26 protein-coding genes are annotated in these 23,757 nt (G+C 70.3%); 23 read left to right on the top strand and 3 right to left on the bottom strand.

All coding sequences use genetic code 11. The annotated features are described in order from the left end of the window. Positions 1-19 precede the first annotated feature (19 nt). A complete protein-coding gene (locus tag ABZS69_RS42280) occupies positions 20-439 on the top strand; it encodes a VOC family protein (protein ID WP_355382421.1) in 420 nt (139 codons plus the stop codon). Here the strand turns inward: ABZS69_RS42280 and ABZS69_RS42275 are convergent. Further along, positions 430-1,053: a TetR/AcrR family transcriptional regulator gene (locus ABZS69_RS42275; RefSeq protein ID WP_355382418.1), complete on the bottom strand. Its 624-nt coding sequence runs from the start codon at positions 1,051-1,053 to the stop codon at positions 430-432. The genes ABZS69_RS42280 and ABZS69_RS42275 overlap by 10 nt on opposite strands. Positions 1,054-1,121: 68 nt before the next feature. Here ABZS69_RS42275 and ABZS69_RS42270 point away from each other — a divergent pair, with 68 nt between their 5' ends. The 14 genes from ABZS69_RS42270 (at position 1,122) to ABZS69_RS42205 (ending at position 13,971) form a co-directional block, all read left to right on the top strand. Next, the gene (locus ABZS69_RS42270) at positions 1,122-1,487 is read left to right on the top strand and encodes an MmcQ/YjbR family DNA-binding protein (RefSeq protein ID WP_355382415.1); all 366 of its coding nucleotides are present in this window, start codon (positions 1,122-1,124) and stop codon (positions 1,485-1,487) included. Between the two features lie 35 nt (positions 1,488-1,522). Then, positions 1,523-2,074: a GNAT family protein gene (locus tag ABZS69_RS42265; protein ID WP_355382413.1), complete on the top strand. Its 552-nt coding sequence runs from the start codon at positions 1,523-1,525 to the stop codon at positions 2,072-2,074. A 53-nt stretch (positions 2,075-2,127) separates the two neighbouring features. Then, the gene (locus ABZS69_RS42260; protein WP_355382410.1) at positions 2,128-2,505 is read left to right on the top strand and encodes a hypothetical protein; all 378 of its coding nucleotides are present in this window, start codon (positions 2,128-2,130) and stop codon (positions 2,503-2,505) included. A 19-nt stretch (positions 2,506-2,524) separates the two neighbouring features. Further along, on the top strand, positions 2,525-3,421 hold the full coding sequence (locus ABZS69_RS42255) for an EamA family transporter (RefSeq protein WP_355382408.1): 897 nt from the start codon (positions 2,525-2,527) through the stop codon (positions 3,419-3,421). After that, entirely contained in the window at positions 3,418-4,041 is a 624-nt protein-coding gene (locus tag ABZS69_RS42250) for a GntR family transcriptional regulator (protein WP_355382405.1), read from the top strand. Before ABZS69_RS42255 ends, ABZS69_RS42250 begins: the two co-directional genes overlap by 4 nt. Before the next feature lie 68 nt (positions 4,042-4,109). Beyond that, positions 4,110-4,460 (top strand): hypothetical protein, encoded by a 351-nt coding sequence (locus ABZS69_RS42245; RefSeq protein ID WP_355382402.1) that lies wholly within the window; start codon positions 4,110-4,112, stop codon positions 4,458-4,460. Positions 4,461-4,730: 270 nt separating this feature from the next. Continuing rightward, positions 4,731-6,185 carry a sugar transferase gene (locus ABZS69_RS42240; protein ID WP_355382399.1) on the top strand — a complete coding sequence of 485 codons (1,455 nt, stop codon included), beginning with the start codon at positions 4,731-4,733 and terminating at the stop codon, positions 6,183-6,185. A 2-nt stretch (positions 6,186-6,187) separates the two neighbouring features. Then, on the top strand, positions 6,188-7,255 hold the full coding sequence (locus ABZS69_RS42235) for a glucose-1-phosphate thymidylyltransferase (RefSeq protein ID WP_355382396.1): 1,068 nt from the start codon (positions 6,188-6,190) through the stop codon (positions 7,253-7,255). Further along, complete coding sequence (rfbB, locus tag ABZS69_RS42230) at positions 7,252-8,178, top strand: dTDP-glucose 4,6-dehydratase (protein WP_355382393.1); 927 nt, start codon at positions 7,252-7,254, stop codon at positions 8,176-8,178. Before ABZS69_RS42235 ends, rfbB begins: the two co-directional genes overlap by 4 nt. Before the next feature lie 25 nt (positions 8,179-8,203). Continuing rightward, positions 8,204-9,055, top strand: coding sequence for a dTDP-4-dehydrorhamnose reductase (gene rfbD, locus ABZS69_RS42225; protein ID WP_355382390.1), 852 nt, complete (start codon positions 8,204-8,206; stop codon positions 9,053-9,055). Between the two features lie 8 nt (positions 9,056-9,063). Then, a complete protein-coding gene (locus tag ABZS69_RS42220) occupies positions 9,064-9,999 on the top strand; it encodes an endonuclease/exonuclease/phosphatase family protein (protein WP_355382387.1) in 936 nt (311 codons plus the stop codon). 52 nt (positions 10,000-10,051) lie between these two features. After that, positions 10,052-10,831 carry a WecB/TagA/CpsF family glycosyltransferase gene (locus tag ABZS69_RS42215; RefSeq protein ID WP_355382384.1) on the top strand — a complete coding sequence of 260 codons (780 nt, stop codon included), beginning with the start codon at positions 10,052-10,054 and terminating at the stop codon, positions 10,829-10,831. Beyond that, a complete protein-coding gene (locus ABZS69_RS42210) occupies positions 10,828-11,943 on the top strand; it encodes a hypothetical protein (protein WP_355382381.1) in 1,116 nt (371 codons plus the stop codon). The genes ABZS69_RS42215 and ABZS69_RS42210 overlap by 4 nt, the downstream gene beginning before the upstream one ends. Before the next feature lie 402 nt (positions 11,944-12,345). Then, positions 12,346-13,971 carry an IS200/IS605 family accessory protein TnpB-related protein gene (locus ABZS69_RS42205; protein ID WP_355382378.1) on the top strand — a complete coding sequence of 542 codons (1,626 nt, stop codon included), beginning with the start codon at positions 12,346-12,348 and terminating at the stop codon, positions 13,969-13,971. Positions 13,972-14,017: 46 nt separating this feature from the next. Here the strand turns inward: ABZS69_RS42205 and ABZS69_RS42200 are convergent, their stop codons facing one another. Beyond that, positions 14,018-14,848 (bottom strand): glycosyltransferase, encoded by an 831-nt coding sequence (locus ABZS69_RS42200; protein ID WP_355382375.1) that lies wholly within the window; start codon positions 14,846-14,848, stop codon positions 14,018-14,020. Then, entirely contained in the window at positions 14,842-15,396 is a 555-nt protein-coding gene (rfbC, locus tag ABZS69_RS42195; RefSeq protein ID WP_355382372.1) for a dTDP-4-dehydrorhamnose 3,5-epimerase, read from the bottom strand. Before rfbC ends, ABZS69_RS42200 begins: the two co-directional genes overlap by 7 nt. Positions 15,397-15,488: 92 nt before the next feature. Between rfbC and ABZS69_RS42190 the strand changes: the two genes are divergently transcribed. The 8 genes from ABZS69_RS42190 to ABZS69_RS42155 are packed head-to-tail and all read left to right on the top strand — an operon-like array spanning position 15,489 to position 23,755. Continuing rightward, positions 15,489-16,700, top strand: a complete 1,212-nt coding sequence (locus ABZS69_RS42190) for a class I SAM-dependent methyltransferase (protein WP_355382369.1) — start codon at positions 15,489-15,491, stop codon at positions 16,698-16,700. A gap of 35 nt (positions 16,701-16,735) precedes the next feature. Continuing rightward, positions 16,736-17,476 carry a glucose-1-phosphate cytidylyltransferase gene (locus ABZS69_RS42185; RefSeq protein ID WP_355382366.1) on the top strand — a complete coding sequence of 247 codons (741 nt, stop codon included), beginning with the start codon at positions 16,736-16,738 and terminating at the stop codon, positions 17,474-17,476. After that, complete coding sequence (locus ABZS69_RS42180) at positions 17,473-18,120, top strand: PIG-L deacetylase family protein (protein ID WP_355382363.1); 648 nt, start codon at positions 17,473-17,475, stop codon at positions 18,118-18,120. Before ABZS69_RS42185 ends, ABZS69_RS42180 begins: the two co-directional genes overlap by 4 nt. Then, entirely contained in the window at positions 18,120-19,136 is a 1,017-nt protein-coding gene (locus ABZS69_RS42175) for an SDR family oxidoreductase (RefSeq protein ID WP_355382360.1), read from the top strand. Before ABZS69_RS42180 ends, ABZS69_RS42175 begins: the two co-directional genes overlap by 1 nt. Next, positions 19,133-20,398: a DUF4910 domain-containing protein gene (locus tag ABZS69_RS42170; protein ID WP_355382357.1), complete on the top strand. Its 1,266-nt coding sequence runs from the start codon at positions 19,133-19,135 to the stop codon at positions 20,396-20,398. The genes ABZS69_RS42175 and ABZS69_RS42170 overlap by 4 nt, the downstream gene beginning before the upstream one ends. Beyond that, positions 20,395-21,375: a hypothetical protein gene (locus ABZS69_RS42165; protein WP_355382354.1), complete on the top strand. Its 981-nt coding sequence runs from the start codon at positions 20,395-20,397 to the stop codon at positions 21,373-21,375. Before ABZS69_RS42170 ends, ABZS69_RS42165 begins: the two co-directional genes overlap by 4 nt. A gap of 10 nt (positions 21,376-21,385) precedes the next feature. Continuing rightward, positions 21,386-22,861 (top strand): oligosaccharide flippase family protein, encoded by a 1,476-nt coding sequence (locus tag ABZS69_RS42160; RefSeq protein WP_355382352.1) that lies wholly within the window; start codon positions 21,386-21,388, stop codon positions 22,859-22,861. A 15-nt stretch (positions 22,862-22,876) separates the two neighbouring features. Continuing rightward, the gene (locus tag ABZS69_RS42155) at positions 22,877-23,755 is read left to right on the top strand and encodes a glycosyltransferase family 2 protein (RefSeq protein WP_355382350.1); all 879 of its coding nucleotides are present in this window, start codon (positions 22,877-22,879) and stop codon (positions 23,753-23,755) included. Positions 23,756-23,757: the final 2 nt, after the last annotated feature.

The following is a 23,757-nucleotide window of genomic DNA, read 5'->3' as shown; positions in this document are numbered from 1 at the left end:
CAGAAAAGCGGAGGTATGCATGGACGTGCGGCTCGACCATCTCGTCTGCTGGGTCTCCGACCAGCTTCATTCCCTGCATTTCTACGAGCAGGTTATCGGCCTGCCAGGGGTGCGGGCCGAGGCGTTTCGCGAGGGAAAGGCGGCCTTTCCGAGTGTGCGGATCACGGCCGAAACCATCCTCGACCTGATGACGTACGACGCCTCCATGGGCGTGGAGGAAAGCACCGGGGTCAAAGGGAGCGCCGGGCATCCGATCAACCACTTCTGCCTGGCCGTCGGAAAGGAGGATTTCGACGAGCTGCAGGTCCGGCTGAAGCAGCACGGGGTCGAGATCACCGGCTCCGGCGTCAACTCCTTCGGCGCGCAGGGCATCGCCTCCGAGACGATGTTCTTCCCTGACCCCGACGGCAACGTGCTGGAGGTCCGCTACTACGAGTGACGGCGCAGTTTGGCCCGGGCGGCGCGGCGTACGACAGGGCCCATGTCCTCCAGGGCCGTCACCAGGCCCGCCAGGCTCTCCAGGGCGTCGAACGCCTGGTTCGCGCCGTCCGGGTCCACGCCTTCGTAGAGCTCCAGGCCCACGAACGCCGCCGCCGTGGCCTTTGCCAGCCCCGCCACGTCCACGAACTCCGCCAGCGGCGACTTCGCCAGCACCCTCCCCAGCGCCTGCTCGACCTCCTCGATCCACAGGTTGAGGCCGGTGGTGGTGGCCGGCGCGAGCTCGGGGTCGGTCTGGCCGCCCGCGAGGACCTGGGCCAGGGCGGCGACGGAGCCTTCCGCCCGTTCCTCCGCGTGCAGCGCGCGGCCGAGGTCGAGGAGCTCGCGGAGGGTGGTGACGGCGGCAAAGCGGGCGCGGTAGAGGGCGATGCGCTGCCGGGAGCCGTGCTCGCAGGCGGCCGCGAGGAGCCGGCCGACGCTGCCGAAGTGGTAGAAGACGAGGGCCTGGTTGACGCCCGCCGCCGTGGCGATCGTACGGGCCGAGACGCCGGCGATGCCGTGCTCCTTGAGCGTCTCCAGCGCGGCTTCGAGCAGTTTGGTACGGGTGTCGGCCACCGGTCTCACGTTAGCGGGCTTCGGCGCCGCGGTTGGAAGTGTCGGTCGGGTTTGGTACACAGGCGGACATGGGTGTGACCGTCGATGAGTTCCTCAAGATGCTGGACGAGCTGCCCGGGGTCCGCATGGGTCACGGCGGCGAGTGGATCGGCCTCAAGGTCCGTGACAAGGGCTTCGGCTACCTGTGGGAGGCGACCGAGACCGTCGGGCTCAAGGCCACGATCGAGGAGCAGATCGCGCTGGTGGCCGAGCGGCCCGAGGTGTTCGAGGTGCAGTTCACGGCCGGGCGGTTCGGCTGGGTGGTGGTGCACCTCGACAAGATCGACCCCGACGAGCTGTTCGAGCTGGTGGCCGAGGCCTGGTGCCTGACCGCGCCGAAGGCGATGGTGGCCGAGTTCGAGGCCGCCCATCAAATCGGGCAGGGCGCCTTATAGGTGCATTACGGGTAATCTCGGGCATTGTGGGCGCTGTGCACGTTCGGCTGCGGGAGTGGTGTGCGGACGACGCTCCGCTCGTGCTGAGGGCCTTCCGGGCGCCGGACCTCCGGACGCAGGCGCCCTGGCCCGTCGTCACGCTCAAGGACGCCTCCGGGTGGATCGCCTCCTGGCAGGGGGTCGGCCACGCGTTCGCCGTCACGATCGAGGGCCCCGCGGGCGAGCAGGTGGTCGGAAACGTCGCGGTGTCCCGCCTCGACGAGCACGACAACGGCTGGGTGTCCTACTGGGTCGTGCCCGAGGCCAGAGGGCGGGGCATCGCCGCGGCGGCCACCGGGGAGCTGGCGCGGTGGGCCTTCGGCGAGCTGGGCCTCTACCGGCTGGAGCTGGGGCACCGCACGAACAATCCGGCGTCGTGCCGGGTCGCCACGAAGGCCGGGTTCCGGCTGGAGGGCATCGAGCGGGGAAAGCTCCGCCACGAGGGCGTCCGATACGACGTCGAGCGCCACGCCCGCCTGGCCACCGACCCGCCGGTCGCCGATCTCCCCGGCCCGGTGGCCGTCACGTTGACCGTCACGTACAGCTGACCCCGATGAGCGGTAGGTGGCCACCTGATGACTCGCTGATCTACCCTTTCTTGGTGGACAGCGAGAGTCTGGCCGCGGCCGGTCTCCTTGAGGCCCTGAGCCGGGCGTCAGGGATGCTCGCGGAATTACGTCACCCCTTCGCCAGAAGCGAGCCTTTCTCCTATTTCCTCCCGCCCGCGGGCGCCCGCGTCGGCGTCAACGTCACGCTGCCCGACGGGCGTGAGGTCCGGTTCGAGGTCTCCATCGCCGCCTTCGCCGGCGCCTTCCACGTCGAGGGGTCGATCACCGCGGAGGACGAGACGCTGCTGGAGCTCCCGCGTAAGAGCGTGCCGAGCGTCCACGACGCCCTGGCCGTGCTGGACGACTACGCGGGGGAGGTGGTGGCCCCGGCGGGGCGGCTGATCGACCAGCAACTGGACGAAATTGTTTAGTTGTCAGACAATGGCGGGCATGAGGAATGGACCGCTCGCCGTCATCGCTGCCTCCGTGCTCTGGGGCACGGCCGGGACGGCAGGACTGCTCGTCTCCGCCGACTCCGTCGCGCTGGCCGCCGCCCGGCTGGTCATCGGGGGCACGGCGCTCGCACTCGTGGCCGGAGCCGGCGTCAGGAAGGCGATCAGGCCGAGCCTGCTGCTGGCCGCCGTCGCGGTGGCCGCGTACCAGCTCTGCTTCTTCGCCGCCGTGGGCCGCACGGGGGTCGCCATCGGGACCGTGGTGGCGATCGGGAGCGGGCCCGTCTTCACCGGGTTGCTGTCCTGGGCCCTCCACGGCCAGCGGCCGAGCGGGCGCTGGGTCATGGCGACCGCGGCGGCCATCGGCGGGTGCGCCGCGCTCATCGTGGGCGGCGGCATCGAGGCAGGCGGGCAGACGGTCTCAGGGGTGCTGTTCGCGCTGCTCGGCGGCCTGCTCTACGCCTTCTACGCGGTCATGGCCGCGCGGGCGATCGGTCGCGGGGCCGAGTCGAACGCGGTGATGGGGGTGATGTTCGGCGGCGCGGCGCTGATCATGCTGCCCGTCCTGCTGGTGCAAGGGGTCGCCTGGCTGGGCGAGCCGCGCGGGCTGCTCGCCGTCGTCTACCTGGGCTTCGGCACCACGGCCCTGTCCTACTTCCTGTACGGGCGGGGCCTGCGGACCACGCCGGTGGCCACGGCCGCCACACTGGCCCTGGCGGAGCCGGCCGTCGCGGCGCTGCTCGGCCTGGTGGTGCTCGGCGAGCGGCTGGCCCCGGTCTCGATCGCGGGCCTGGGCCTGCTCGCGCTGAGCCTGGTGGCCGTGGCCGTCCCGGAGAAGGCGACCGTACGCGATCGGGAGGTCGTGCCGGAAAGGGAGCTAGAGTCGCAGCCGTGACGTTGCCGCTCAGACCCGTCTCCACCGTCGGCGCGCTCGCCGACGCCCTGCGCGACAGGGTGCTCTCCGGCGAGATCCCGGCCGGCACCCCGCTGCCCGAGCAGGAGATCGCCGCCTCGTACGGCGTCGCCCGCCCGACCGTGCGGGAGGCGCTGGCGAGCCTCGTCCACGAGGGGCTGCTGAGACGCGAGCGCAACCGCAGTGCCTATGTCCCCGAGGTGACGCTTTCGGACCTCGACGACCTCATGTACGTGCGCAGGCCGCTCGAAGACCTGATGGCGCAGGCCGTGGCCGGTCAGCGGGTGCCGGGGGCGGAGGCCGCCCTGCTCCGGATGGCGGCCCTGCCCGCCGACGCGCCCTGGTCGGAGAGCGTGGCCGAGCACATGGCGATGCACCAGGCGCTGATCGAGGCCGTGGGGAGCCCCCGGCTCGAACGGCTCTACGGGGTCCTGGCGGCGGAGACGCGGCTCGGGCTGGTGCGGCTCCGGGAGGTCTACACGGACCGGGACGTCCTGGTACGCGAGCATCGCGAGCTGCTCGACGCCATCGCCGACGGCCCGCAGGACGCGGCCAGGGCGGCCGTGGCGGCGCATCTCAGCCACTCCTGGGGCGGCCACTGAGCGGGTCAGCCGCACCATTGTGTGCGAACCCTTGCGGGACAGCCCCTGAACTCGCAAGAATCGCGCCCATGCACGGCAATCCGATGCCGGACTCCTACGTGTATGTCACGGAAGAGGGCGTCACTCGTCACTACGCGGACGGTAGCGTCGAGGCCCTCGCCTGGGAGGACGTGGTGGAGGTCCGTGTGGTCACCGAAGCCGGGGAAGACGTCCTCTACATCCTGCTCGATCGCGACGGCGAGGGCTGCGTCGTGCCGCGTTCGGCCACGGACGCCACTTTCCTGGCGCGGCTGCGCTATCTGCCGGACTTCGACCTCGATCGGCTGGCCCTGGCCGCCGACTCCGCGCATGACGGGGTTGTGGTCGTCTGGCGCAGTCCTGACCCGCCGTCCGCATTGCCGGACCTGGAGTACGACTAGCCGCTTCATTCGGCAGCAACCTGCCGAAATGCAACCGTAAACCGCACATTTCCCCCGCGCGTCCGCTGCACTTATGGATCGTTCCGTCAAGTCCCCGGACTGCCGAGCCCTCGTCCGATTGTGGACATTGGACGTTATTCCCCCTGCCGGAATCGATCTTTAATCTTTAGTGGGGGGCCGCCGCCCTTGATTGTGCGTGGGACATGTCAACCCATGTGGTTCAAGGAACGTCCTGTTATCGCAGTGCACCGAGTGAGTCAGGGTGGTGCTATGAGGGTGGGGACTGGGGAGTCCGCTGTCGTGCTCCTCGGGGCCGTGCCACGCCGCGCGTCGAGCATCTGGACGCGCGCGTACCTACGGCTCTTGTTAGGCGGGGACACGACATGCGCGCTCCTGGCATGCGTATGCGTGCTGGGCATCCGGCTCATCGCCGGGGTGTTCATTCCGTGGATCGAGTTCTTGCTCGGACTCGGCCTGATCGTCGCCTGGCCCGTCGCGCTCATGATGGGCGGCGCGTACCGCCAGCGCGCCAACGGCGAGGGAACGGACGAGTTCAAGGCCGTCTTCAACGGCGGCATCGGCCTGATGGCGACGGTCGCCATCCTGGCCTACGCGACGCAGACCGCGGTCGCGCGTAGTTTCGTGATGGCGATGCTGCCGCTGGCGTTGCTGTCCACGCTGTACTTCCGCTACCGGATGCGCAAACGTCTCCACCGAAGGAGAGCGGTGGGCGACTACACGCGCCAGGTGATCGCGGTCGGGCACCGGGAGTCGATCCTCGACCTGGTGATGCAGTTCAGGCGGCAGCCGCACCACGGAATGCGGGTGGTGGGAGCCTGCCTTCCGGACAGCGCGATGGACGTCGACCTGGACGGCATCCCCGTGCTCGGCTCCTTCGGCGACGTCGCCGCGGTGGTCGAGCGCGAGCAGGCCGACGCCGTGGCCGTGCTGGCCTGCCCGGAGCTGGACGGGGCCGCGCTGCGCCGGCTGGCCTGGAGCCTGGAGACCGCGCGTACCGACCTCTTCGTGGCCCCCGCGCTCATGGACGTGGCCGGGCCGCGCATCAGCATCAGGCCGGTCGCGGGGATGCCGCTCCTGCACCTGGAACATCCCGAGTTCGACGGCACCAAGCAGGTCGCGAAGACCGTCTTCGACCGGCTGGTCGCGGCGGCCGCCCTGCTGATCCTGGCGCTGCCGCTGCTGGCGATCGCGCTGATGATCCGCCTCACCAGCGAGGGGCCCGCGCTGTTCCATCAGACCAGGGTCGGCAAAGGCGGCAAAGAGTTCCGTGTCGTGAAATTTCGTACGATGGTGGTTGATGCGGAGCGGCTCAAGAGCGCACTCCTCGACGCGAACGAGTTCGACGGCGTGCTCTTCAAGATTAGGAACGATCCAAGGATCACCAGGGTAGGCGCTTTCCTGCGGAAATACTCGCTCGACGAGCTCCCCCAGCTGCTGAATGTGCTCCGGGGCGAGATGTCCCTGGTCGGCCCCCGCCCGCCGCTGCCGGAGGAGGTGGGCAAGTATGGCGCCGACGTCCGCCGCCGCCTGGTCGTCAAGCCGGGCATGACCGGGCTCTGGCAGGTCAGCGGCCGCTCCAACCTGACGTGGGAGGAGTCCGTACGCCTCGACCTGCGGTACGTGGAGAACTGGTCGCTCATCCTCGACCTGCAGATCCTCTGGAAGACCTGGTCCGTCGTCACCCGTGGAGAAGGGGCTTACTAGCGGTGAAAGCACTCGTGCTCGCCGGCGGGTCGGGCACCCGGCTCCGGCCCATCACGCACACCTCGGCCAAGCAACTGGTGCCGGTCGCGAACAAACCGGTCCTCTTCTACGGGCTGGAGGCGATCGCGGCGGCGGGGATCAGGGAGCTCGGCCTGGTGGTCGGCGACACCCACGCGGAGATCGAGTCGGCCGTGGGGGACGGCTCGGCCTTCGGGCTGCAGGTCACGTACCTGAGGCAGGAGGCGCCGCTCGGGCTCGCGCACGGCGTGCTGATCGCCAGGGAGTTCCTGGGCGACGAGGACTTCGTCATGTACCTGGGCGACAACTTCGTCGTGGGCGGCATCAACGACCTGGTGGACAGGTTCGCCCGCGAGCGGCCCGCCGCCCAGATCATGCTCACCAGGGTCGGCGACCCGCGCCAGTTCGGGGTGGCCGAGCTCGACGCCACGGGCCGGGTGATCGGCCTGGAGGAGAAGCCCGCGCGCCCCAAGAGCGACCTGGCGCTGGTCGGCGTCTACCTGTTCAGCCCGGCCGTCCACGACGCGGTGGCCGAGCTCAAGCCGTCGTGGCGGGGCGAGCTGGAGATCACCGACGCGATCCAGTGGCTGATCGAGGCGGGCCTGCGGGTCGAGTCCTCGGTGATCTCCGGCTACTGGAAGGACACCGGCAACGTCACCGACATGCTGGAGGTCAACCGGCTGGTCCTGGAGTCGGTCGAGCCCCTGGCACGCGGCGACGTGGACGGCGCCAGCGAGCTGGTGGGCCGGGTGGTCGTCGAGGAGGGGGCCGTGGTCGAGCGGTCCAGGATCGTCGGCCCGGTGATCATCGGCAGGGGCGCGCGGATCCGCGACAGCTATGTCGGCCCCTTCACCTCCATCGGCGCCGACTGCGCCGTCACCGGCAGCGAGATCGAGTATTCGATCGTGTTACCCAGAGCTTCCATCGCCGGGGTCGGCCGCATCGAGTCGTCGCTCATCGGCCACGACGTCGAGGTCACCCCGGCGCCCAACACGCCCAAAGCCCATCGTCTCGTGCTGGGCGATCACAGCAAGGTACAGATCAGTTCATGACCCGGATTCTGGTGACGGGCGGTGCGGGCTTCATCGGCTCGCACTTCGTCCGCAATCTGCACGATATGTACGTCACGGTGCTGGACAAGCTCACGTATGCCGGCAACCGGGCCAACCTCGAAGGAGTGCGGCACGAGTTCGTGGAAGGGGACATCTGCGACGCCACGCTGCTCAAGAGCGTCGTCCCCGGCCACGACCTCGTGGTGAACTTCGCGGCCGAGTCGCACGTGGACCGGTCGATCGAGGGCGCGGCCGAGTTCATGCGCACCAACGCGCTGGGCACCCAGACCCTCCTGCAGGCGTGCCTGGAGGCGGGCGTGCCGAAGGTGGTCCAGGTGTCGACCGACGAGGTGTACGGGTCGATCGACATCGGCTCGTGGGACGAGGACGCGCCGCTGCGGCCACGCTCGCCGTACGCGGCGTCGAAGGCCGGCGGCGACCTGATCGCCCGCGCCTACGCGATCACCTACGGCCTGAACGTCTCGATCACCAGGTGCGGCAACAACTACGGCCCAAGACAGTACCCGGAGAAGCTCATCCCGCTGTTCCTCACGAACCTGATGCGCGGCCGGAAGGTCCCCCTGTACGGCGACGGCGGCAACGTCCGCGACTGGATCCACGTCGAGGACCACTGCGCCGGCATCCGGCTGGTCGCCGAGAAGGGCGGGCCGGGCGAGGTCTACAACATCGCCGGCACCGCCGAGCTGACCAACAAGGAGCTGACCGGCCGCCTGCTCCAGGCGTGCGGCCGGGACTGGGACGCGGTCGAGTACGTCGAGGACCGCAAGGGCCACGACCGCAGGTACTCGATGGACGACTCGAAGCTGCGGGCGCTCGGCTACCGGCCGGAGATCCCGTTCGACCAGGGGCTTAAGGACACCGTCCGCTGGTACGCCGAGCACCGGGACCGGTGGACCTCGTGACCGATCGGTTGTGCGGGGAGGCGCCATGAGATGGCTCATCACGGGGGCCGGCGGCATGCTCGCCGCCGACGTCCTCGACCGGGCGGCGCTGACCGGGGAGCCGGTGCTCGCGCTCGGCCGGCGCGAGCTCGACCTGTGCGACAAGCGCGCGGTGCGTGACTTCGTGTCCGCCTACAGGCCGCGGGTCGTGATCAACTGCGCCGGCTGGACCGCGGTGGACGCCGCCGAGTCGCACGAGGCGGAGGCGCTGGCGGTCAACGGGCACGCCGTGCGCTGGCTGGCCGAGGCGTGCGACCTGGCGGGGGCGCGGCTGGTGCACGTCTCCACCGACTACGTCTTCGACGGGGACAGCGTGGTCCCGTACCGGGAGGACGCGCCGGCGGGGCCGATCAACGCGTACGGGCGGACCAAGCTCGAAGGCGAGCACGCCGCGCTGGAGCACGGGCACTACGTGGTGCGCAGTGCCTGGCTGTACGGCGCGGGCGGCGGGAACTTCCTGCGGACCATGATCCGGCTGGCGGAGGAGCGGCCCACGGTCGACGTGGTGGACGACCAGCACGGCCAGCCGACCTGGGCGGCCGACCTGGCGGACTACCTCGTACGGCTGGCGCGGTCGGACCTGCCGCCGGGCGTCTACCACGGCACCAGCGGGGGCGAGACGACCTGGTGCGGGTTCGCCAAGGAGATCTTCCGGCTGCTCGGCGCGGACCCGGACCGGGTGCGCCCCGTGACCAGCGCCGCCTTCCCGAGCCCGGCCAAGCGGCCGGCCTACAGCGTGCTCGCGCACACCAGGGGGGAGCCGATCCGGCACTGGCACGCCGCGCTGCACGCGGCGTGGCCGGTGCTGACGCGTGGACGCCGGTGCAGCGTCGCCTAGGGGACTCGGTGCTGTGGCTCATGGTGGCGGGCCTCGCCGGGTGGGCGGGCCTGCGCCTGTGCGGGTGGGAGCCGAAGTTCGTCTGGTCGCAGCTGGTGTCGTTCACTCCCTACGCGGCCGCCCTCGCGCTGGTGCCGCTGGGCTTCGCGGTCTTCCTGCGCTCCTGGGCGCTGCTGGTGGCCGCGCTCGTGGTGACCGGCGCCTTCGCGGTCGCCGTGCTGCCGCGCGCGATCCCGGAGGGCAACCCGCCCGCCGGCGGTCCGGTGCTGCGGGTGCTGGCCGTGAACCTCCTGCACTCCTCCGTGCTGCCGTCCGACCTGGTGGACGCGGTCGAGCGCGATCGGCCGGACGTGCTGAACCTGCTGGAGTTCACCGACCTGATGCGAAAACGGGTGGAGGAGCTCGGGCTGGGGCGGCTGCTGCCGTACAAGATCGTGCTGCCGGGGGAGGACTCGCAGGGTGCGGCGATCTACTCGCGTTACCCGCTGCGGCCGGCGGACGCGCCGATCGCGGCACCGGCCTTCGAGGAGAGCCCGCGCCACCTTCCCGCCGTCGTCACCCTGCCGGGCGGGCGGGAGGTGGACCTCGTCGCGGTCCACGCGTGCGCGCCCTCCGAGGGCTGGCGTACGGCGTGCTGGGCGTCGAGCATCCGGGCGTTGCCGCCCGCCGGAGGGCGGCCGCGGGTGCTGGCCGGTGACTTCAACTCCACCCTGGACCACGCGGTGCTGCGCGAGCTGATCGCCACCGGCTACCGGGACGCCGCCGACGTCACCGGCAAGGGGCTGTCGATGACCTGGCCCTATTACGAGCAGCCGCGGTTCTTCCCGAAGGTGGCGATCGACCACGTGCTGGCCGACCGCCGGATCGCGATCCGGAGCTTCCAGACCGTGCGGATGCCCCGGACCGACCATCGCGCGACGCTCACCGAGCTGGTCCTCCCGTGATGTCACGTTTCCTGAGCCGGAACCGATATGTCATGGACACCCAGGGGGATGGATGACGAGGTTGCCTGAGCAGGTCTCCAGGAAATCGATACTCGGCACCACACTGGACGCCCTCACCATGCGCGAGGTGATCGCGCGGTGCGTGGCGGCGGTCTCGGAGAAGAGGAGGCTCACCATCGGCGTGGTGAACGCCGCCAAGGTGGTGAACATGCGGACGGACGCCGCGTTGCGGCAGTCCGTACTCGACAGCGATCTCGTGCTGGCCGACGGGCAGTCCGTGGTCTGGGCCGCGCGGATGCTCGGCCACCGGCTTCCCGAGCGGGTGGCGGGCATCGACCTGTTCACCGAGCTGATGGCCGAGGGCGGCCGGCGCGGCTACCGCGCCTATTTCCTCGGCGCGACCGACGAGGTGCTGGCCGGAGTGCTGGCGGAGGTACGGCTGCGCTACCCGGGGCTGGGCATCGCCGGTTCGCGTAACGGATATTTCCCGATCGAGGACTCCGCCGAGGTCGCCGCCGAGATCGCCGAGTCGCGGGCCGACCTGCTGTTCCTGGGCATCACCTCGCCGAAGAAGGAGATCTTCATCCGCGAGTGGGGCGAGACCACCCGGGCCCGCGTCATCCACGGCGTGGGCGGCTCGTTCGACGTGCTGGCCGGGCACACCCGCAGGGCGCCGCTGCGCTGGCAGCGCCTGGGCCTGGAGTGGCTCTACCGCATGCTGCAGGAGCCGTTACGGCTCGGCCCGCGCTACGTGCGGACCAACGGCAGATTCCTGCTCCTGGTGGTCCGGGAGCGGGCCGGTGTCAAACGCAGGATCGAGGAGACGACGTGACGGATCACCGGATCGCTCTGCTGAGCTCCGGACATCAGGACTTCGTGACGGGCATGGTGGACCTGTCCGTGCGCGGGCTGCCGCCGGGCTACGCAGACGGCGAGTTCGTGTTCACCCGCCGCGGCCGCCAGAACGCCGACGGGACGTGGACGGCGGCGCCGGAAGGGCGCAGCGTCCGCTACTCGGCGATCGTCGCGCTCGGCGTGGGGTGCCTGACGGAGGAGCGGCAGCGGGCGGCCCTGGCCGGTGACAACCTCCTCGACCTGGTGGGCAACCTGGTCAAACGGCTGCCGGAGGTGACGGGCCCCGGCGACGCCGCGCTGATCGCCTGGGCGGCCGCGGAGGCCGGGCACGCCGATCTGGACCTGGCGCTGAGCCGGCTCGCGGAGCTGGACTCGGGCGTCCAGATCTACACCGTCGAAGCGGCGTGGGCGCTGGCCGCCCTGGTCGCGGCCGGCGTGACCGACGGCCGCGCCGAGCGCGCCCGCGAGCGGCTGCTGAACGGGCTGGCGGGCAACCGGCTCTACCCGCACGCGCTCGGGCAGGGCCCGCTGGTCCCCCGGTACCGCGCCCACGTGGGCTGCTTCGCCGACCAGGTCTACCCGCTGCAGGCGCTGGCCAGGCTGCACGCCGCCACCGGCGACGCCGCGGCGTTGCGCGCGGCCGAGCAGGTGGCGGAGGGCATCTGCCACGCGCAGGGCCCGCAGGGGGAGTGGTGGTGGCATTACGACGCCCGCACCGGGTCCGTGGTCGAGGGATATCCGGTCTACAGCGTCCATCAGCTGTCGATGGGGCCGATGGCGCTGCTCGACCTGGCCGACGCCGGGGGCACCGCCTACGTGGCGGAGATCTCCAAGGGGCTCGACTGGATGATCGAGCGGCCCTCCTTCGTGCTCGACGAACTGGCCCTGACGTGGCGTAAGGAAGCCAGGGCGGATCCGCGCAAGCTGGTGCGCGGGCTGCGGGCGGTGGCCACCGGGGTGCGCCCGGGGCTGCGCCTCGGCGTGCTGGACCGGGTCTATCCGCCGGTCGCCGTCGACCGGGAGTGCCGGCCGTACGAGCTGGGGTGGTTGCTGTACGCGTGGCTGTCCACTTGCGGACAACCCTCGTGACTTCCGCCTGATTCGGTGCGATAGATCGAGTTCAGGGCTCGGGGGAGTATCGGCTCAAGGGTCGCAACAGTCGACCTTTGAGGGTGGGGATGTATGAGCCTTAAGGGTTTGTGTCAGGGTCGGGTAGTGGGGCTCCGCCGGGCGGGGGCGAGTGCAGGGCGGAGCCGGTCGACGTGGCGTCGGTAGCTGTATGGACGGGGCGACGACTTACGTTTCGCTCGAATGTTCTATCCGGCAGGGTCAAGATGGGGTAGTCTCTCGGTCACGTTCAGTGAAGTCCGGGAGGTGGGTGGGGCGTTATGCGGGCGTACCGGTGTGCCGCCGTCCGGCGCGTAGCGACCTCGCCGGGTGCCTGCCGTCCGGAGCCTGGCAGCGGGTGCCCGGTGCTGCGGAGTGGCGGGCATGGCTGAGTTGCGGCCGATCGCAGCACCGTACGTTGCCGCCGCTGTCCGCGGAGTGGCGATCCGCGATCGTCTCAAGGGGCTGACCGCCCAGGACGAGACTGTGCTGCGGCTGGTCGGGACACATCTCGGCTCGCTAGCCTCGAAGGACCTTGCGGCGCGGGGCCGTGACGGGCTCGTGCACGGCGCTGATCGGTGGGCAGCTCGTAAGCGGGAGCTGACGCCGGACTCGTCGGCGCGGTGGGCGGGGGCGATCACCAAAGCCAGCCATGATCAGTGGGCGCTGGCCCGGCGCGGCCAGCTGGCCCATCTTCAGACGCTCGAGGCGGGGATCGTCACGATCGCGCGCCGGCTGGCGCTGCCTTTGGGCCAGAAGGGCACCAAGGGCGGGCCAGGTGGCTACCGTTCGCGGCGGGAGTGGTTCGCCAAGTCCCGCCGGCTGCGGGTGCTGGCCGATCGGCTGGCTGCGGTGCGGGCCGATTGGCAGGGTGGGCGGGTGCGGATCGTGCGGGGTGGCAAACGGCTGGCCGGGGTGCGGCACCACTTGGAGGCGGCGGGGTTTGATGAACGGGAATGGCGGGCGCGGTGGCAGGCCGCGCGCTGGTTCCTGCAAGCTGACGGCGAGTCCGGCAAGCGGTACGGCAACGAAACGGTCCGCGTCACCCCCAGCGGCGAGGTGAGCATCAGGCTGCCCGCGCCGCTGGCGCACCTGGCCAACGCCCCGCACGGCCGGTATGTGCTGTCGGCCCGGATACGGTTCGCCTACCGGCATGTCGAGTGGGGCGAGCGGGTGGAGGCGAACCGGGCGGTGGCCTACCGCATCCACCTGGATGTGGACCGGGGCCGCTGGTACCTGACCGCGTCCTGGCAGATCCCGCCCGCCCCAGCCATCCCCTTGCCGGTGGCCCTGGCCCGAGGGGTGATCGGGGTGGACACCAACGCCGACCATCTGGCCGCCTGGCGGCTACATGTCCACGGCAATCCGATCGGCCGGCCGCGCCGCTTCGGCTACGACCTGTCCGGCACGGCCGAGCACCGCGACGCCCAGGTGCGCCATGCCCTGTCACGGCTGCTGGCCTGGGCGAAAGCATGCGGGGTGGCGGCGATCGCGATCGAGGACCTGGATTTCGCAGCGGAGAAGACCCGGGAGAAGCACGGCCGCCGCAGGCGGTTCCGGCAACTCATCTCCGGCATGCCCACTGGCAGGCTGCGTGCCCGGCTGCTCTCGATGGCCGCCGCCACCGGCATCGCGATCATCGCGGTGGACCCGGCCTACACCAGCAAGTGGGGCGCCCAGTACTGGCAGGCCCCACTGACCAGGACGACCAAGAAGAACCAGAAGACGACTCGCCACGACGCGGCAGCCGTGGCGATCGGCAGACGCGCCCAGGGGCATGCGATCCGGCGACGGACGGCACCGCCCCCGCACGACCGGAGCGATCGTGCGGGGCATCGGACCGTCCAGGCCAGAGCCCATACTTCTGGGTGTGAGGGAACCCGCCCCCGCATTCCCGGACCACGCACCCGATGCGTGCCGCCCGGATGCGGAGTGAACGCGGGCGACCAGTGTGCCCAACACCGTTCGGGGCGCACGGCTGAACATGAACAACTCATACTCAGCTCCTAGGAACGGTTCCCGTGTTGAGGCGGTCACCCACGAACACGCCGGTCGGTTAATCCCGGCTGCTCTCGTCACGCAGCCAGGTGGTGTAGTCGCCCGCGCGGATCGCGCGGGCGGCTCTCCGCCTGGCCAGCACGGCCATCATGACGAAGACGACCGCCGCGCCCACCAGGCGCGGCTCTCCGGTCACGATGGCCAGCAGATCCCGCATGCCCGTGCGCTCGCCGGCCGTGGCCGAGGTCTGCTCCAGCTCGCTCACGCTGGTCGTGGCCCGCACCCGGCGGCGCATCAGGTCGGCGACCGTACGCGGAGTCTGGATCACCGCGCGGGCGCCGGCCACGATCACGCGCTCGTCCGGCGAGAACGCCAGCGAGGCGGCCAGATCGTCGGCCATCGCCGGAGGCAGGGCACGGATCCGTGCGTTGCCCTCGTCGTTGACCGCGATGACGCCCCGGCCGAACAGCCCGGCGCGCACGTGCGGCAGCCGCGTCCAGATCGCGTAGTAGGCGCGGACCGGCCACGGGCGATCGGCCAGCGCCAGGTCCCGCTCGGGCGCGGCGGCGAGCGGCCCGTCCGGTGCCGCCAGCACGTCCGCCAGCGCCCGGACCGAGGCGGTGCTCAGCTCGATGTCGGCGTCCACGTACAGCCGGGGATATCCGCGGGCCGCCTCGTCGCCCATCCGCAGCGCCTCGCGCTTGGAGGGGACCGGCGTCGTCAGCACGCGGACGTCGTACGGCTCTGCCGCGTCGACCGTGCCGTCGGTGCAGCCGTTGGCCACCACCACGACGTCGAACTCGCCCGGCGCGGCCTCGCGGAGCAGGCCGTCGAGCAGGCGGCCGAGCACCTTGGCCTCGTTGTGGGCCGGTATCACGACGCTCACCACGACGGAAGTATCCCCGCTTCCCGCGCCTGCTTGAGCGTGGGCGCCGCGGCGTCCTTGGCCGAGAGGATCGGCTCCCCGTCGAGCGGCCATTCGATGCCGAGATCCGGGTCCAGCGGGTGGAGGCCGTGCTCGTGTGCCGGGTCGTACGTGGTGGAGCAGAGATAGAGGACCGTGGCCGACTCGCTGAGCGCCATGAAGGCGTGCCCCAGGCCCTCGGCGATGAAGACGGCGCTGCGTGACTCGTCGTTCAGCCGCACCGCCTCCCACTGGCCGAAGGTGGGCGAGCCCACGCGGATGTCCACGACGACGTCGAGCACCTCCCCTGAGACGCACATGACGTACTTGGCCTGACCTGGGGGGACGTCGGCGAAGTGGACGCCGCGCAGCACGCCGCGCTTGGAGACCGAGCAGTTCACCTGCGCGAGCTCCATCGAGTGTCCCCGCGCCTCCAGGTCGGCGGCGCGGAAACTTTCCAGGAAGTCGCCCCGCGGATCGCTGTGGATGCGAGGGGTGTAGACGAATGCTCCACTGATGCTCAGGTGCTTCATGAAGATACTTGTAACACTCCTTGGGCCCCACCCGAAGTACGGCTGTGGGTTTGCCATAGGGGGTAAATCTTGTCGTTTTCGGGTGGGGCCCATTGTTGAGGACATCGTGCCGGCTGTGTGGCTCGGCCGACCTGGTCGGTGTGGTGGATCTCGGGGCGACTCCGCCCTGTGAGCTGTTCCTCACCGCGGAACAGCTCGACGAGCCCGAGCTCACTTATCCACTTCACCTGCGGGTCTGCACCAGTTGCTGGCTGACTCAGATACCGCCGTTGATTACGCCTGAAGAAACATTCACTGAATACGCGTACTTCGCCTCATATTCCGCCTCATGGGTGGAACACGCACGGCAGTTCGTCGACTCCGCTGTGGAACGTTTGAAGCCGGCGTTCGTGGTCGAGGTGGCCAGCAACGACGGCTACCTGTTGCAGCACGTCGTCGGGCACGGCGTCAGGTGCCTGGGCATCGAACCGTCGGCCAACGTGGGACAGGCGGCCAAGGACAAGGGCGTGCCGACGCTCACCGCGTTCCTGACGCCGGAGACGGGCGCCGCGGCGCGGGCCGAGAACGGGCCGGCCGACCTGGTCGTGGCCAACAACGTCTACGCGCACATCCCCGACGTGATCGGCTTCACCCAGGGGCTGCGCGCCCTGGTGGCCGACGACGGATGGGTGTCGATCGAGGTCCAGCACCTGCTGACGCTCATGGAGCTGAACCAGTACGACACGATCTACCACGAGCACTTCCAGTACTACACGGTCGCCTCCGCGCAGCGGGCGCTGGCCTCCGGCGGGCTGACGCTGGTGGACGTCGAGCTGCTGCCCACCCACGGCGGCTCCATCCGCCTGTGGGCCCGGCCGTCGGGAAGCCCGTCCGATCGGGTGCTCGACGTGCTCGCGCAAGAGAAGGCCGCCGGGCTGCACGATCTGTCCGGCTACGCCGGCTTCGCCGACCGGGTCGCCCGCGTCCGCCGCGACCTGCTCCGGTTCCTGATCGACGCCGCCGAAGCAGGCAAGACGGTCGCCGGCTACGGCGCGCCGGGAAAGGGCAACACGCTCCTCAACCACTGCGGCATCCGCCAGGACCTGCTGGCCTACACGGTTGACCGCAACCCCTACAAGCACGGCAGGTTCACTCCGGGCACCCGGATCCCGATCGCTCCCCCGGAGCGCATCGCCCAGGATCGCCCGGACTATGTGCTGGTCCTGCCGTGGAACCTGCGCGAAGAGCTCACCGCTCAGCTCTCCTATGTGCACGAATGGGGAGGCCGTCTGGTCTTCCCGATCCCACACCTGGAGGTCGTGTGAAGGTTGTCCTGTTCTGTGGAGGCTTTGGCACACGCATGCGAACGGGTGTGCCAGGCGAGGTGCCCAAGCCGATGGCGCTCGTCGGCCCGCGCCCGCTGCTCTGGCACGTCATGCGTTACTATGCGCACTTCGGGCACAAGGAGTTCATCCTGTGCCTGGGCTACGGAGCCCACCACATCAAGGACTTCTTCCTCGGCTACCAGGAAGCCACGTCCAACGATTTCGTGTTACGGGGCGGCAAGGTCGAGCTGCTGTCGAGCGACATCTCCGACTGGTCCATCTCGTTCGTGCAGACCGGGACCAACTCCCCGATCGGCGAGCGGCTGCGCCGCGTCCGCCCGCACCTGGGCGGCGACGAGATGTTCCTCGCGAACTACGCGGACGTGCTCACCGACGCGCCCCTGCCCGACATCATCGACCGCTTCACCGAATCGGGCGCGGCCGCCTCGATGATGGTCGTGCCGCCGTCCCAGACCTTCCACTGCGTGGACGTGGGCGAGAACGGCCTGATCGGAGGCATCTCACCGGTCAGCGAGATGCCGGTCTGGGTCAACGGCGGCTACTTCGTGCTGACCCAGGAGGTCTTCCAGCACATCCCGGAGAACGGGGACCTGGTCGCCGACGGCTGCGCGGAGCTGGCCAAGCGCGGACGCCTGCTGGCCTACCCGCACCGCGGCTACTGGCGGCCGACCGACACCGTGAACCAGCGGATGGAGCTGGACGAGGCCTACTCCCGGGGCGAGCGCCCTTGGGCGCTTTGGGAACGGTCCCAATGATCGGCCTGCGCCCAGGGCGGCTCACGGGCATCGTGGCGCTCGCCGCGCACTGCGACGACCTGGCGATCGGGGCCGGCGGCAGCCTGCTGACGGCCTGCGCCGCCCACCCGGGCCTCCGCGTGGACGCGCTGGTGCTGTCCGGCGGCGGCACCGAGCGCGAGGACGAGGAGCGCGCGGCGCTGGCGGACTTCTGTCCGGGCGCGGACCTCCGGGTCACCGTGCTGAAGCTGCCCGACGGCTACCTGCCGGCCAGGTGGGAGGAGGCCAAGGCCGCGGTGGAGGAGCTGCGCGCCCGTACCGACCCCGACCTGATCTTCGCGCCCTGGCGGGGCGACGCCCACCAGGACCACCGGGGGCTGGCCGAGCTCGTGCCCACGGCCTTCCGCGACCACCTCGCGCTCGGCTACGAGATCGTCAAATGGGACGGCGACCTCGCCGCGCCCTCCGTCTACCAGCCGCTCGCGGAGGAGGTGGCGCAGCTGAAGGTGGACCTGCTCCAGCGCCACTACGCCTCCCAGCGGCACCGGCCCTGGTACGACCGCGAGGCGTTCCTGGGCCTGGCCCGCATCCGCGGCATCGAGTGCCACGCGCGCTATGCCGAGGCCTTCCACGTTTCCAAGCTGACTGTCGATCTGGAGAACTGATGCGGGTACTTCTCACCGGCCACCAGGGTTACCTGGGCAGCGTGATGGCTCCCATGCTGGCCGAGGCCGGGCACCAGGTGGTCGGCCTGGACTCAGGACTGTTCGCCGACTGCCTGCTCGGCCCCGCGCCCGAGACGGTCGAGGCGCACGCGGTGGACCTGCGCGACGCGGGCCCCGAACACGTGGCGGGATTCGACGCGGTGATCCACCTGGCCGCGCTGTCCAACGACCCGCTCGGCGCGCTCGCGCCCGACCTGACCTACGACATCAACCACCACGCCTCCGTCCGGCTGGCCAGGCTGGCCAAGGAGGCGGGCGTGCGCCGCTTCCTGTACGCCTCCACCTGCTCGGTCTACGGCGCGTCCGGCGGCGAGGACCTGCTGGGCGAGGACGCGCCGCTGCGCCCGGTGACGCCGTACGCCGAGTCCAAGGTGCGGGTCGAGGACGACCTGGTCGTGCTGGCCGACGACGACTTCACGCCGGTGTTCCTGCGCAACGCCACCGCCTTCGGGTTCTCCCCGAGGCTGCGCGCCGACATCGTGCTGAACAACCTGGTGGGCCACGCGCACCTGACCGGCGAGGTCCGGGTGCTGTCCGACGGCACCCCCTGGCGCCCGCTGGTCCACGCGCGCGACATCGCCGAGGCGTTCGCGGCAGCGCTCACCGCGCCACGCGAAGCCGTGCACGCGACCGCCTTCAACGTGGGCACCGAGGTCAACAACGTGACCGTCGCCGAGATCGCGGCCGAGGTCGTCGCCGCCGTGCCCGGGTCGACGCTGACCATCACCGGCGAGACCGGGTCCGATCCGCGCTCCTACCGCGTCGACTTCTCCCGGATCAGGGCCGTGCTGGGCTACGAGGCGCGCTGGACGGTCAAGGCGGGTGCGGTGGAGCTGATCGACGCCTACCGCGAGCACGGCCTGACGAAGCAGGACTTCGAACGCCGCTTCACCCGGCTGGCCCGGCTCGCCGACCGGCGCGCGGCCGGCACCGTCGACGACACCCTGCGTCCATGACCGGGGAGGACATGCACGACCTGGTACGGCGGCTCTACCCGCTGTGCCGGAGCATCACCGGAGACGGGCTGCGGCAGACCCTGGAGATCATCGGCGAGTCGATCCCGCTGGAGATCACCCAGGTGCCGACGGGCACCAAGGTCCTGGACTGGACGATCCCCCGGGAATGGAACATCCGCGACGCCTACATCAAGGACGCCGCGGGAAACAGGGTGGTCGACTTCCGGGACTCCAACCTGCACGTCGTGGGTTACAGCGTGCCGGTCGAGGCCACCATGTCCCTGGAGGAGCTGCGCCCGCACCTGCACACGCTGCCCGACCAGCCGGACCTGGTCCCGTACCGGACCAGCTACTACGCCGAGAGCTGGGGCTTCTGCCTGAGCCAGAACACCCTGGACGGCATGGCGGACGGCCCGTACGAGGTCAGGATCGACTCCACGCTGGCCGACGGGCACCTGACCTACGGCGAGCACGTGGTCCGCGGCAGCAGCTCCCAGGAGGTGCTGATCTCCTGCCACATCTGCCATCCCTCGCTGGCCAACGACAACCTGGCCGGCGTGGCGGTGGCCGCGGCCCTGGCGCGGCGGCTGACCGATCCCTGGTACACCTACCGGTTCATCTTCGCGCCCGGCACCATCGGCGCGATCACCTGGCTCGCCCTGAACCGGGAGCGTACCGACCGGGTCAAGCACGGCGTGACCCTGGCCTGCGCGGGAGACGGCGGCGCGATCACCTACAAGCGCAGCAGGCGCGGCGACGCGGAGATCGACCGGGTCTTCGCGCACGTGCTGAAGGACCGGCGGCACACCGTCCTGGACTTCTCCCCGTACGGCTACGACGAGCGGCAGTACTGCTCGCCGGGCTTCAACCTGGCCGTCGGCTCGCTGACCAGGACACCCTACGGAGGCTATCCGGAGTATCACACCTCGGCCGACAATCCCGACTTCGTGCGTCCCGAGGCCATGGAGGACACCCTGGAGACGCTGTGGACGGCCGTGCGGGTCCTGGAGGACAACCGCCGTTACCAGAACCTCAGCCCGTACGGCGAGCCCCAGCTGGGGACCCGCGGACTGTACGGGTCACTCGGCGGGCGCAGTGACACGAAGCAAGCGCAGATGGCGATGTTGTGGGTGTTGAGCTTTTCCGACGGGCTGAACAGCCTCCTCGACATCGCGGAACGGTCGAACCTGCCGTTCCAGGCAATAGCGGACGCGGCACACGCCCTGCAGAACGCGGGCCTGGTGAAGGAGTGGATGGGTTGAACCTGGCGCTGAAAGTCGGCGACGTGGTCGAGGTCCTCAGCGCGGAGGAGATCCTCGCCACGCTCGATGAGAAGGGGGAGCTGGACAGCCTCCCCTTCATGCCCGAGATGCTGCGCTTCTGCGGGCAGCGGCTCACCGTGCACAAGGTGGCCAACAAACTCTGCGACACGATGACCAGGACCGGGATGCGGCGCATGGAGGACGCCGTCCACCTGACGGGCTCCCGCTGCGACGGCGCGGCCCACGGCGGCTGCCAGACCGCCTGCCTGCTCTACTGGAAGACCGCCTGGCTCAAGCAGGTGGACGGGCCGCCCACCCCGGAGCCGGCCGTCCGCCCCGAGCGGCCGCTGCTGCCGATCCTGGAGGTCAACACCCGCAGGGAGCCGGGGCCCGAGGGCGAGGAGCGCTTCCGCTGCCAGGCCACGGAGCTGCTGCGCGCCGCCCCGGAACAGCTCCCGCTCCGCGACATGAGGCAGTACGTCACCGACATCCAGGTGGGCAACGCCGGGGTCGGAGCGACCCTGCGCACGCTCTTCTTCGGGGTGTTCAACCGCTACCAGCGCCTGTCCAGGAAGTTCCCGAAGTGGCTGCGCGTCAAGGGCGGCCTGGCGTGGGGCTTCGTACGGCCGGGCCCGCACGACGGCCGCACGCCGACGGGCACGACCGACCTCCAGCCGGGCGAGCTGGTGCGGATCAAGTCCAGGGACGAGATCGTCGCCACGCTGAACACCAAGGGGTTCAACCGCGGCCTGGGCTTCGAGGAGGACATGGCGCGTTCGTGCGGGCGCGTCGCCCGCGTGAGCGCCCGCGTCGAGCGCTGCATCGACGAGAAGACCGGCGAGATGCTGGAGATGAAGAACCCGTGCATCGCGCTCGAGGGGATCATCTGCGACGGCGTCTACAAGTCCAACTGCCCCCGCGCGTTCGTCCCGTTCTGGCGGGAGATCTGGCTGGAGCGGGTCAACGAGCCTAGCTAGGAAGACAGGCATGGCAGAGCAAACGAGCCCGGACATCAGCGACATCGGGCGTAAAGCGGGCCGAGGGGCCGTGTGGAGCTTTCTCGGCACACTGGTCACCCGCGCGGGCTCGTTCATTCTCGGCCTGATTCTGGCCAGACTCCTCGCGCCGGCGGACTTCGGCATCTACGCGGTCGCGCTCGCGGCCACCCAGTTCGTCATGGTCGTCAAGGACGTCGGCGTCATGTCGGCCGTCGTGCAGTGGCGCGGGAAGCTGGAGGACATCGCCCCGACGGCCACGACCCTGACCATGATCTCCGCGCTGTGCCTGTACGGGATCTTCTGGGTCGGCGCACCGTACTTCTCGATGCTGGCCGGCAGCGAGGAGGCCACGTCCGTGGTGCGCATCCTCACCGCGGTCATCCTCGTCGAGGCGGTCACCGCGGTGCGCAGCGCGGCCCTGCTGCGCTGGTTCCAAACCGGCAAGAACACCAAGGCCGTCCTGGCGGGCTTCCTGGTCAACGCGCCGGTGGCCATCGTCCTGGCGATCAACGGGGCGGGGGCCTACAGCTTCGCCTGGGGGCAGTTCGTGGGGGCCGTGGTCACCGGCGTCTTCATGCTGCTCTACGCGCGGCTGCCCTTCCGGTTCGGGTTCGACCGGCAGATCGCGGCCAAGCTGCTGCGCTTCGGCATCCCCTCGGCGGCGGGGATCGCGCTGGAGGTCACGCTGCTCAACGTGGGCTACATCATCGTCGGCAACATCATGGGCAAGGACTGGCTGGGCTTCTACCTGATGGCGTTCAACGTGTCGAGCTGGGTCCCCGGCATGATCGGCAGCGCCATCCGCATGGTGTCGATCGCCGGCTTCTCCCGGCTGGCCGAGCGGAACGAGGAGTCGCTGTCGCTCGGCGTGCAGAAGAGCGTGCCGCTGCTCATCGCCACAGTGCTGCCGCTGGCCGTCTTCATGGCGGTGCTGGCGCACCCGCTGATCATCTTCATCTACGGCCCGAAGTGGGAGCTGGCCGCCGGCGTGCTGCGGTTCCTGGCGGTCCTGATGGTGGTGCGCATGCTCACCTCCTTCGCCCTCGACATCCTGAACGGCCAGGGCGCCACCCGCTCGACGGTCTGGATGAACCTCGGGCACGCGGCGGCGATGATCCCGGCGGTCATCGTCGGCACGAATCTCGACGGCATCCGCGGCGCCGCGATCGGGCAGGCGGCCGCGGCCGCGCTGGTCGCCCTGCCGCTCGCTGTGCTCGCCGTGCAGCGGGCGGGGGTACGGCTCGCGCCGGCCCTGCCTGGTCTCGTCCGCCCGGCGGGGGGAGCGCTGATCTGCGCGGCCGTCATGCTGGGCCTCGCGCTGCTGACCCGGGGGAGCCCCCTGATCCAGCTCGTCGTGGCGGGCGGCGGCGGCCTGCTGGCCTACGTGCTGGTCGTGGTGACCCGCGACCAGTTCCACATTGTGAGCGATCGCCTGGTGCGGCTGCTTCCCGCCCGCGCGCGATGACCTCGAGGAGAAGCGATGCTGGTGTCCATCGGAATCCCGGTCCGCAACGGTGCGGACCGCCTGGAGGCGGCCGTGCGATCGGCGCTGGCCCAGGATCACGCCGAGATCGAGGTGGTGATCTCGGACAACGCCTCCACCGACGGCACGGAGGAGCTCTGCCGCGAGTTCGTCAGGCAGGACAGCCGGATCTCCTACTACCGGCAGCCGCGTGACCTGCACGTGATCGGCAACTTCGTGGAGGTGCTCCGGCGGGCGCGGGGCGAGTTCTTCCGCTGGATGGGCGACGACGACCTGCTCGAACCGGACTACGTCTCCCGGACGCTGGAGCCGTTCCTGGCCGACGAGCGGCTCATCCTGGTCACCTCGGACATCAGCTACACCGGGGCGGACGGCACGGTCCACCAGCCCAGCTACCGCGGCACCCAGATGCTCTCCGACGATCCCATCGACCGCCTGGACGAGCTGTGGGACGTGGTCACCACCCAGCACCACGGACTGGACCCCCTCTACGGGCTGATGCGGCGGGCGCGGGTGGCCGCCGTGCCCCGGCCGCTGATGATCCGTGAGGACGAGGTCTACGCCACCATGCTGGCGCTGACCGCGCCCTGGGGCCACGTGCCGGAAGCCCTCGCCCATCGCAACCTGCGCGAGCGGCGCCTGTCCGGGATCGCCTCGGCGCTCGGGGTCCCGGCCTGGACCGCGCATTTCGCCACGACGCTGCAGTTCCGGGCGATGTACCGGGCCGTGCGGCTCATGGAGCTCTCCCCGGAGCAACGTAACCGTGCCCATGCCGTGCTGCTGCGTACGTACTGGCGCCGGCAGCAGCAGATGGTGACGCACCGCAGCCGCAAACTCGCCGGGTTGGCCGCCCGACTCGTCTCCTCGAAAGGGTGATC

Source organism: Nonomuraea sp. NPDC005650 (genome assembly GCF_040605375.1).
GTDB lineage: Bacteria > Actinomycetota > Actinomycetes > Streptosporangiales > Streptosporangiaceae > Nonomuraea.
Note: the sequence above shows the minus strand (reverse complement) of the source record. Positions and strands in the feature narration are given on the sequence as shown.

Excerpts from the sequence above, each read along its gene's own strand:
- ABZS69_RS42255 (WP_355382408.1), top strand. The coding sequence starts at position 2,525 with ATGAGGAATGGACCGCTCGCCGTCATCGCTGCCTCCGTGCTCTGGGGC.
- ABZS69_RS42155 (WP_355382350.1), top strand. The coding sequence starts at position 22,877 with ATGCTGGTGTCCATCGGAATCCCGGTCCGCAACGGTGCGGACCGCCTG.
- ABZS69_RS42215 (WP_355382384.1), top strand. The coding sequence starts at position 10,052 with ATGACGAGGTTGCCTGAGCAGGTCTCCAGGAAATCGATACTCGGCACC.
- ABZS69_RS42160 (WP_355382352.1), top strand. The coding sequence starts at position 21,386 with ATGGCAGAGCAAACGAGCCCGGACATCAGCGACATCGGGCGTAAAGCG.
- ABZS69_RS42270 (WP_355382415.1), top strand. The coding sequence starts at position 1,122 with ATGGGTGTGACCGTCGATGAGTTCCTCAAGATGCTGGACGAGCTGCCC.
- ABZS69_RS42180 (WP_355382363.1), top strand. The coding sequence starts at position 17,473 with ATGATCGGCCTGCGCCCAGGGCGGCTCACGGGCATCGTGGCGCTCGCC.
- ABZS69_RS42280 (WP_355382421.1), top strand. The coding sequence starts at position 20 with ATGGACGTGCGGCTCGACCATCTCGTCTGCTGGGTCTCCGACCAGCTT.
- rfbB (WP_355382393.1), top strand. The coding sequence starts at position 7,252 with ATGACCCGGATTCTGGTGACGGGCGGTGCGGGCTTCATCGGCTCGCAC.
- ABZS69_RS42175 (WP_355382360.1), top strand. The coding sequence starts at position 18,120 with ATGCGGGTACTTCTCACCGGCCACCAGGGTTACCTGGGCAGCGTGATG.
- ABZS69_RS42170 (WP_355382357.1), top strand. The coding sequence starts at position 19,133 with ATGACCGGGGAGGACATGCACGACCTGGTACGGCGGCTCTACCCGCTG.
- rfbC (WP_355382372.1), bottom strand. The coding sequence starts at position 15,396 with ATGAAGCACCTGAGCATCAGTGGAGCATTCGTCTACACCCCTCGCATC.
- ABZS69_RS42185 (WP_355382366.1), top strand. The coding sequence starts at position 16,736 with ATGCGAACGGGTGTGCCAGGCGAGGTGCCCAAGCCGATGGCGCTCGTC.
- ABZS69_RS42245 (WP_355382402.1), top strand. The coding sequence starts at position 4,110 with ATGCACGGCAATCCGATGCCGGACTCCTACGTGTATGTCACGGAAGAG.
- ABZS69_RS42205 (WP_355382378.1), top strand. The coding sequence starts at position 12,346 with ATGGCTGAGTTGCGGCCGATCGCAGCACCGTACGTTGCCGCCGCTGTC.
- ABZS69_RS42240 (WP_355382399.1), top strand. The coding sequence starts at position 4,731 with ATGAGGGTGGGGACTGGGGAGTCCGCTGTCGTGCTCCTCGGGGCCGTG.
- rfbD (WP_355382390.1), top strand. The coding sequence starts at position 8,204 with ATGAGATGGCTCATCACGGGGGCCGGCGGCATGCTCGCCGCCGACGTC.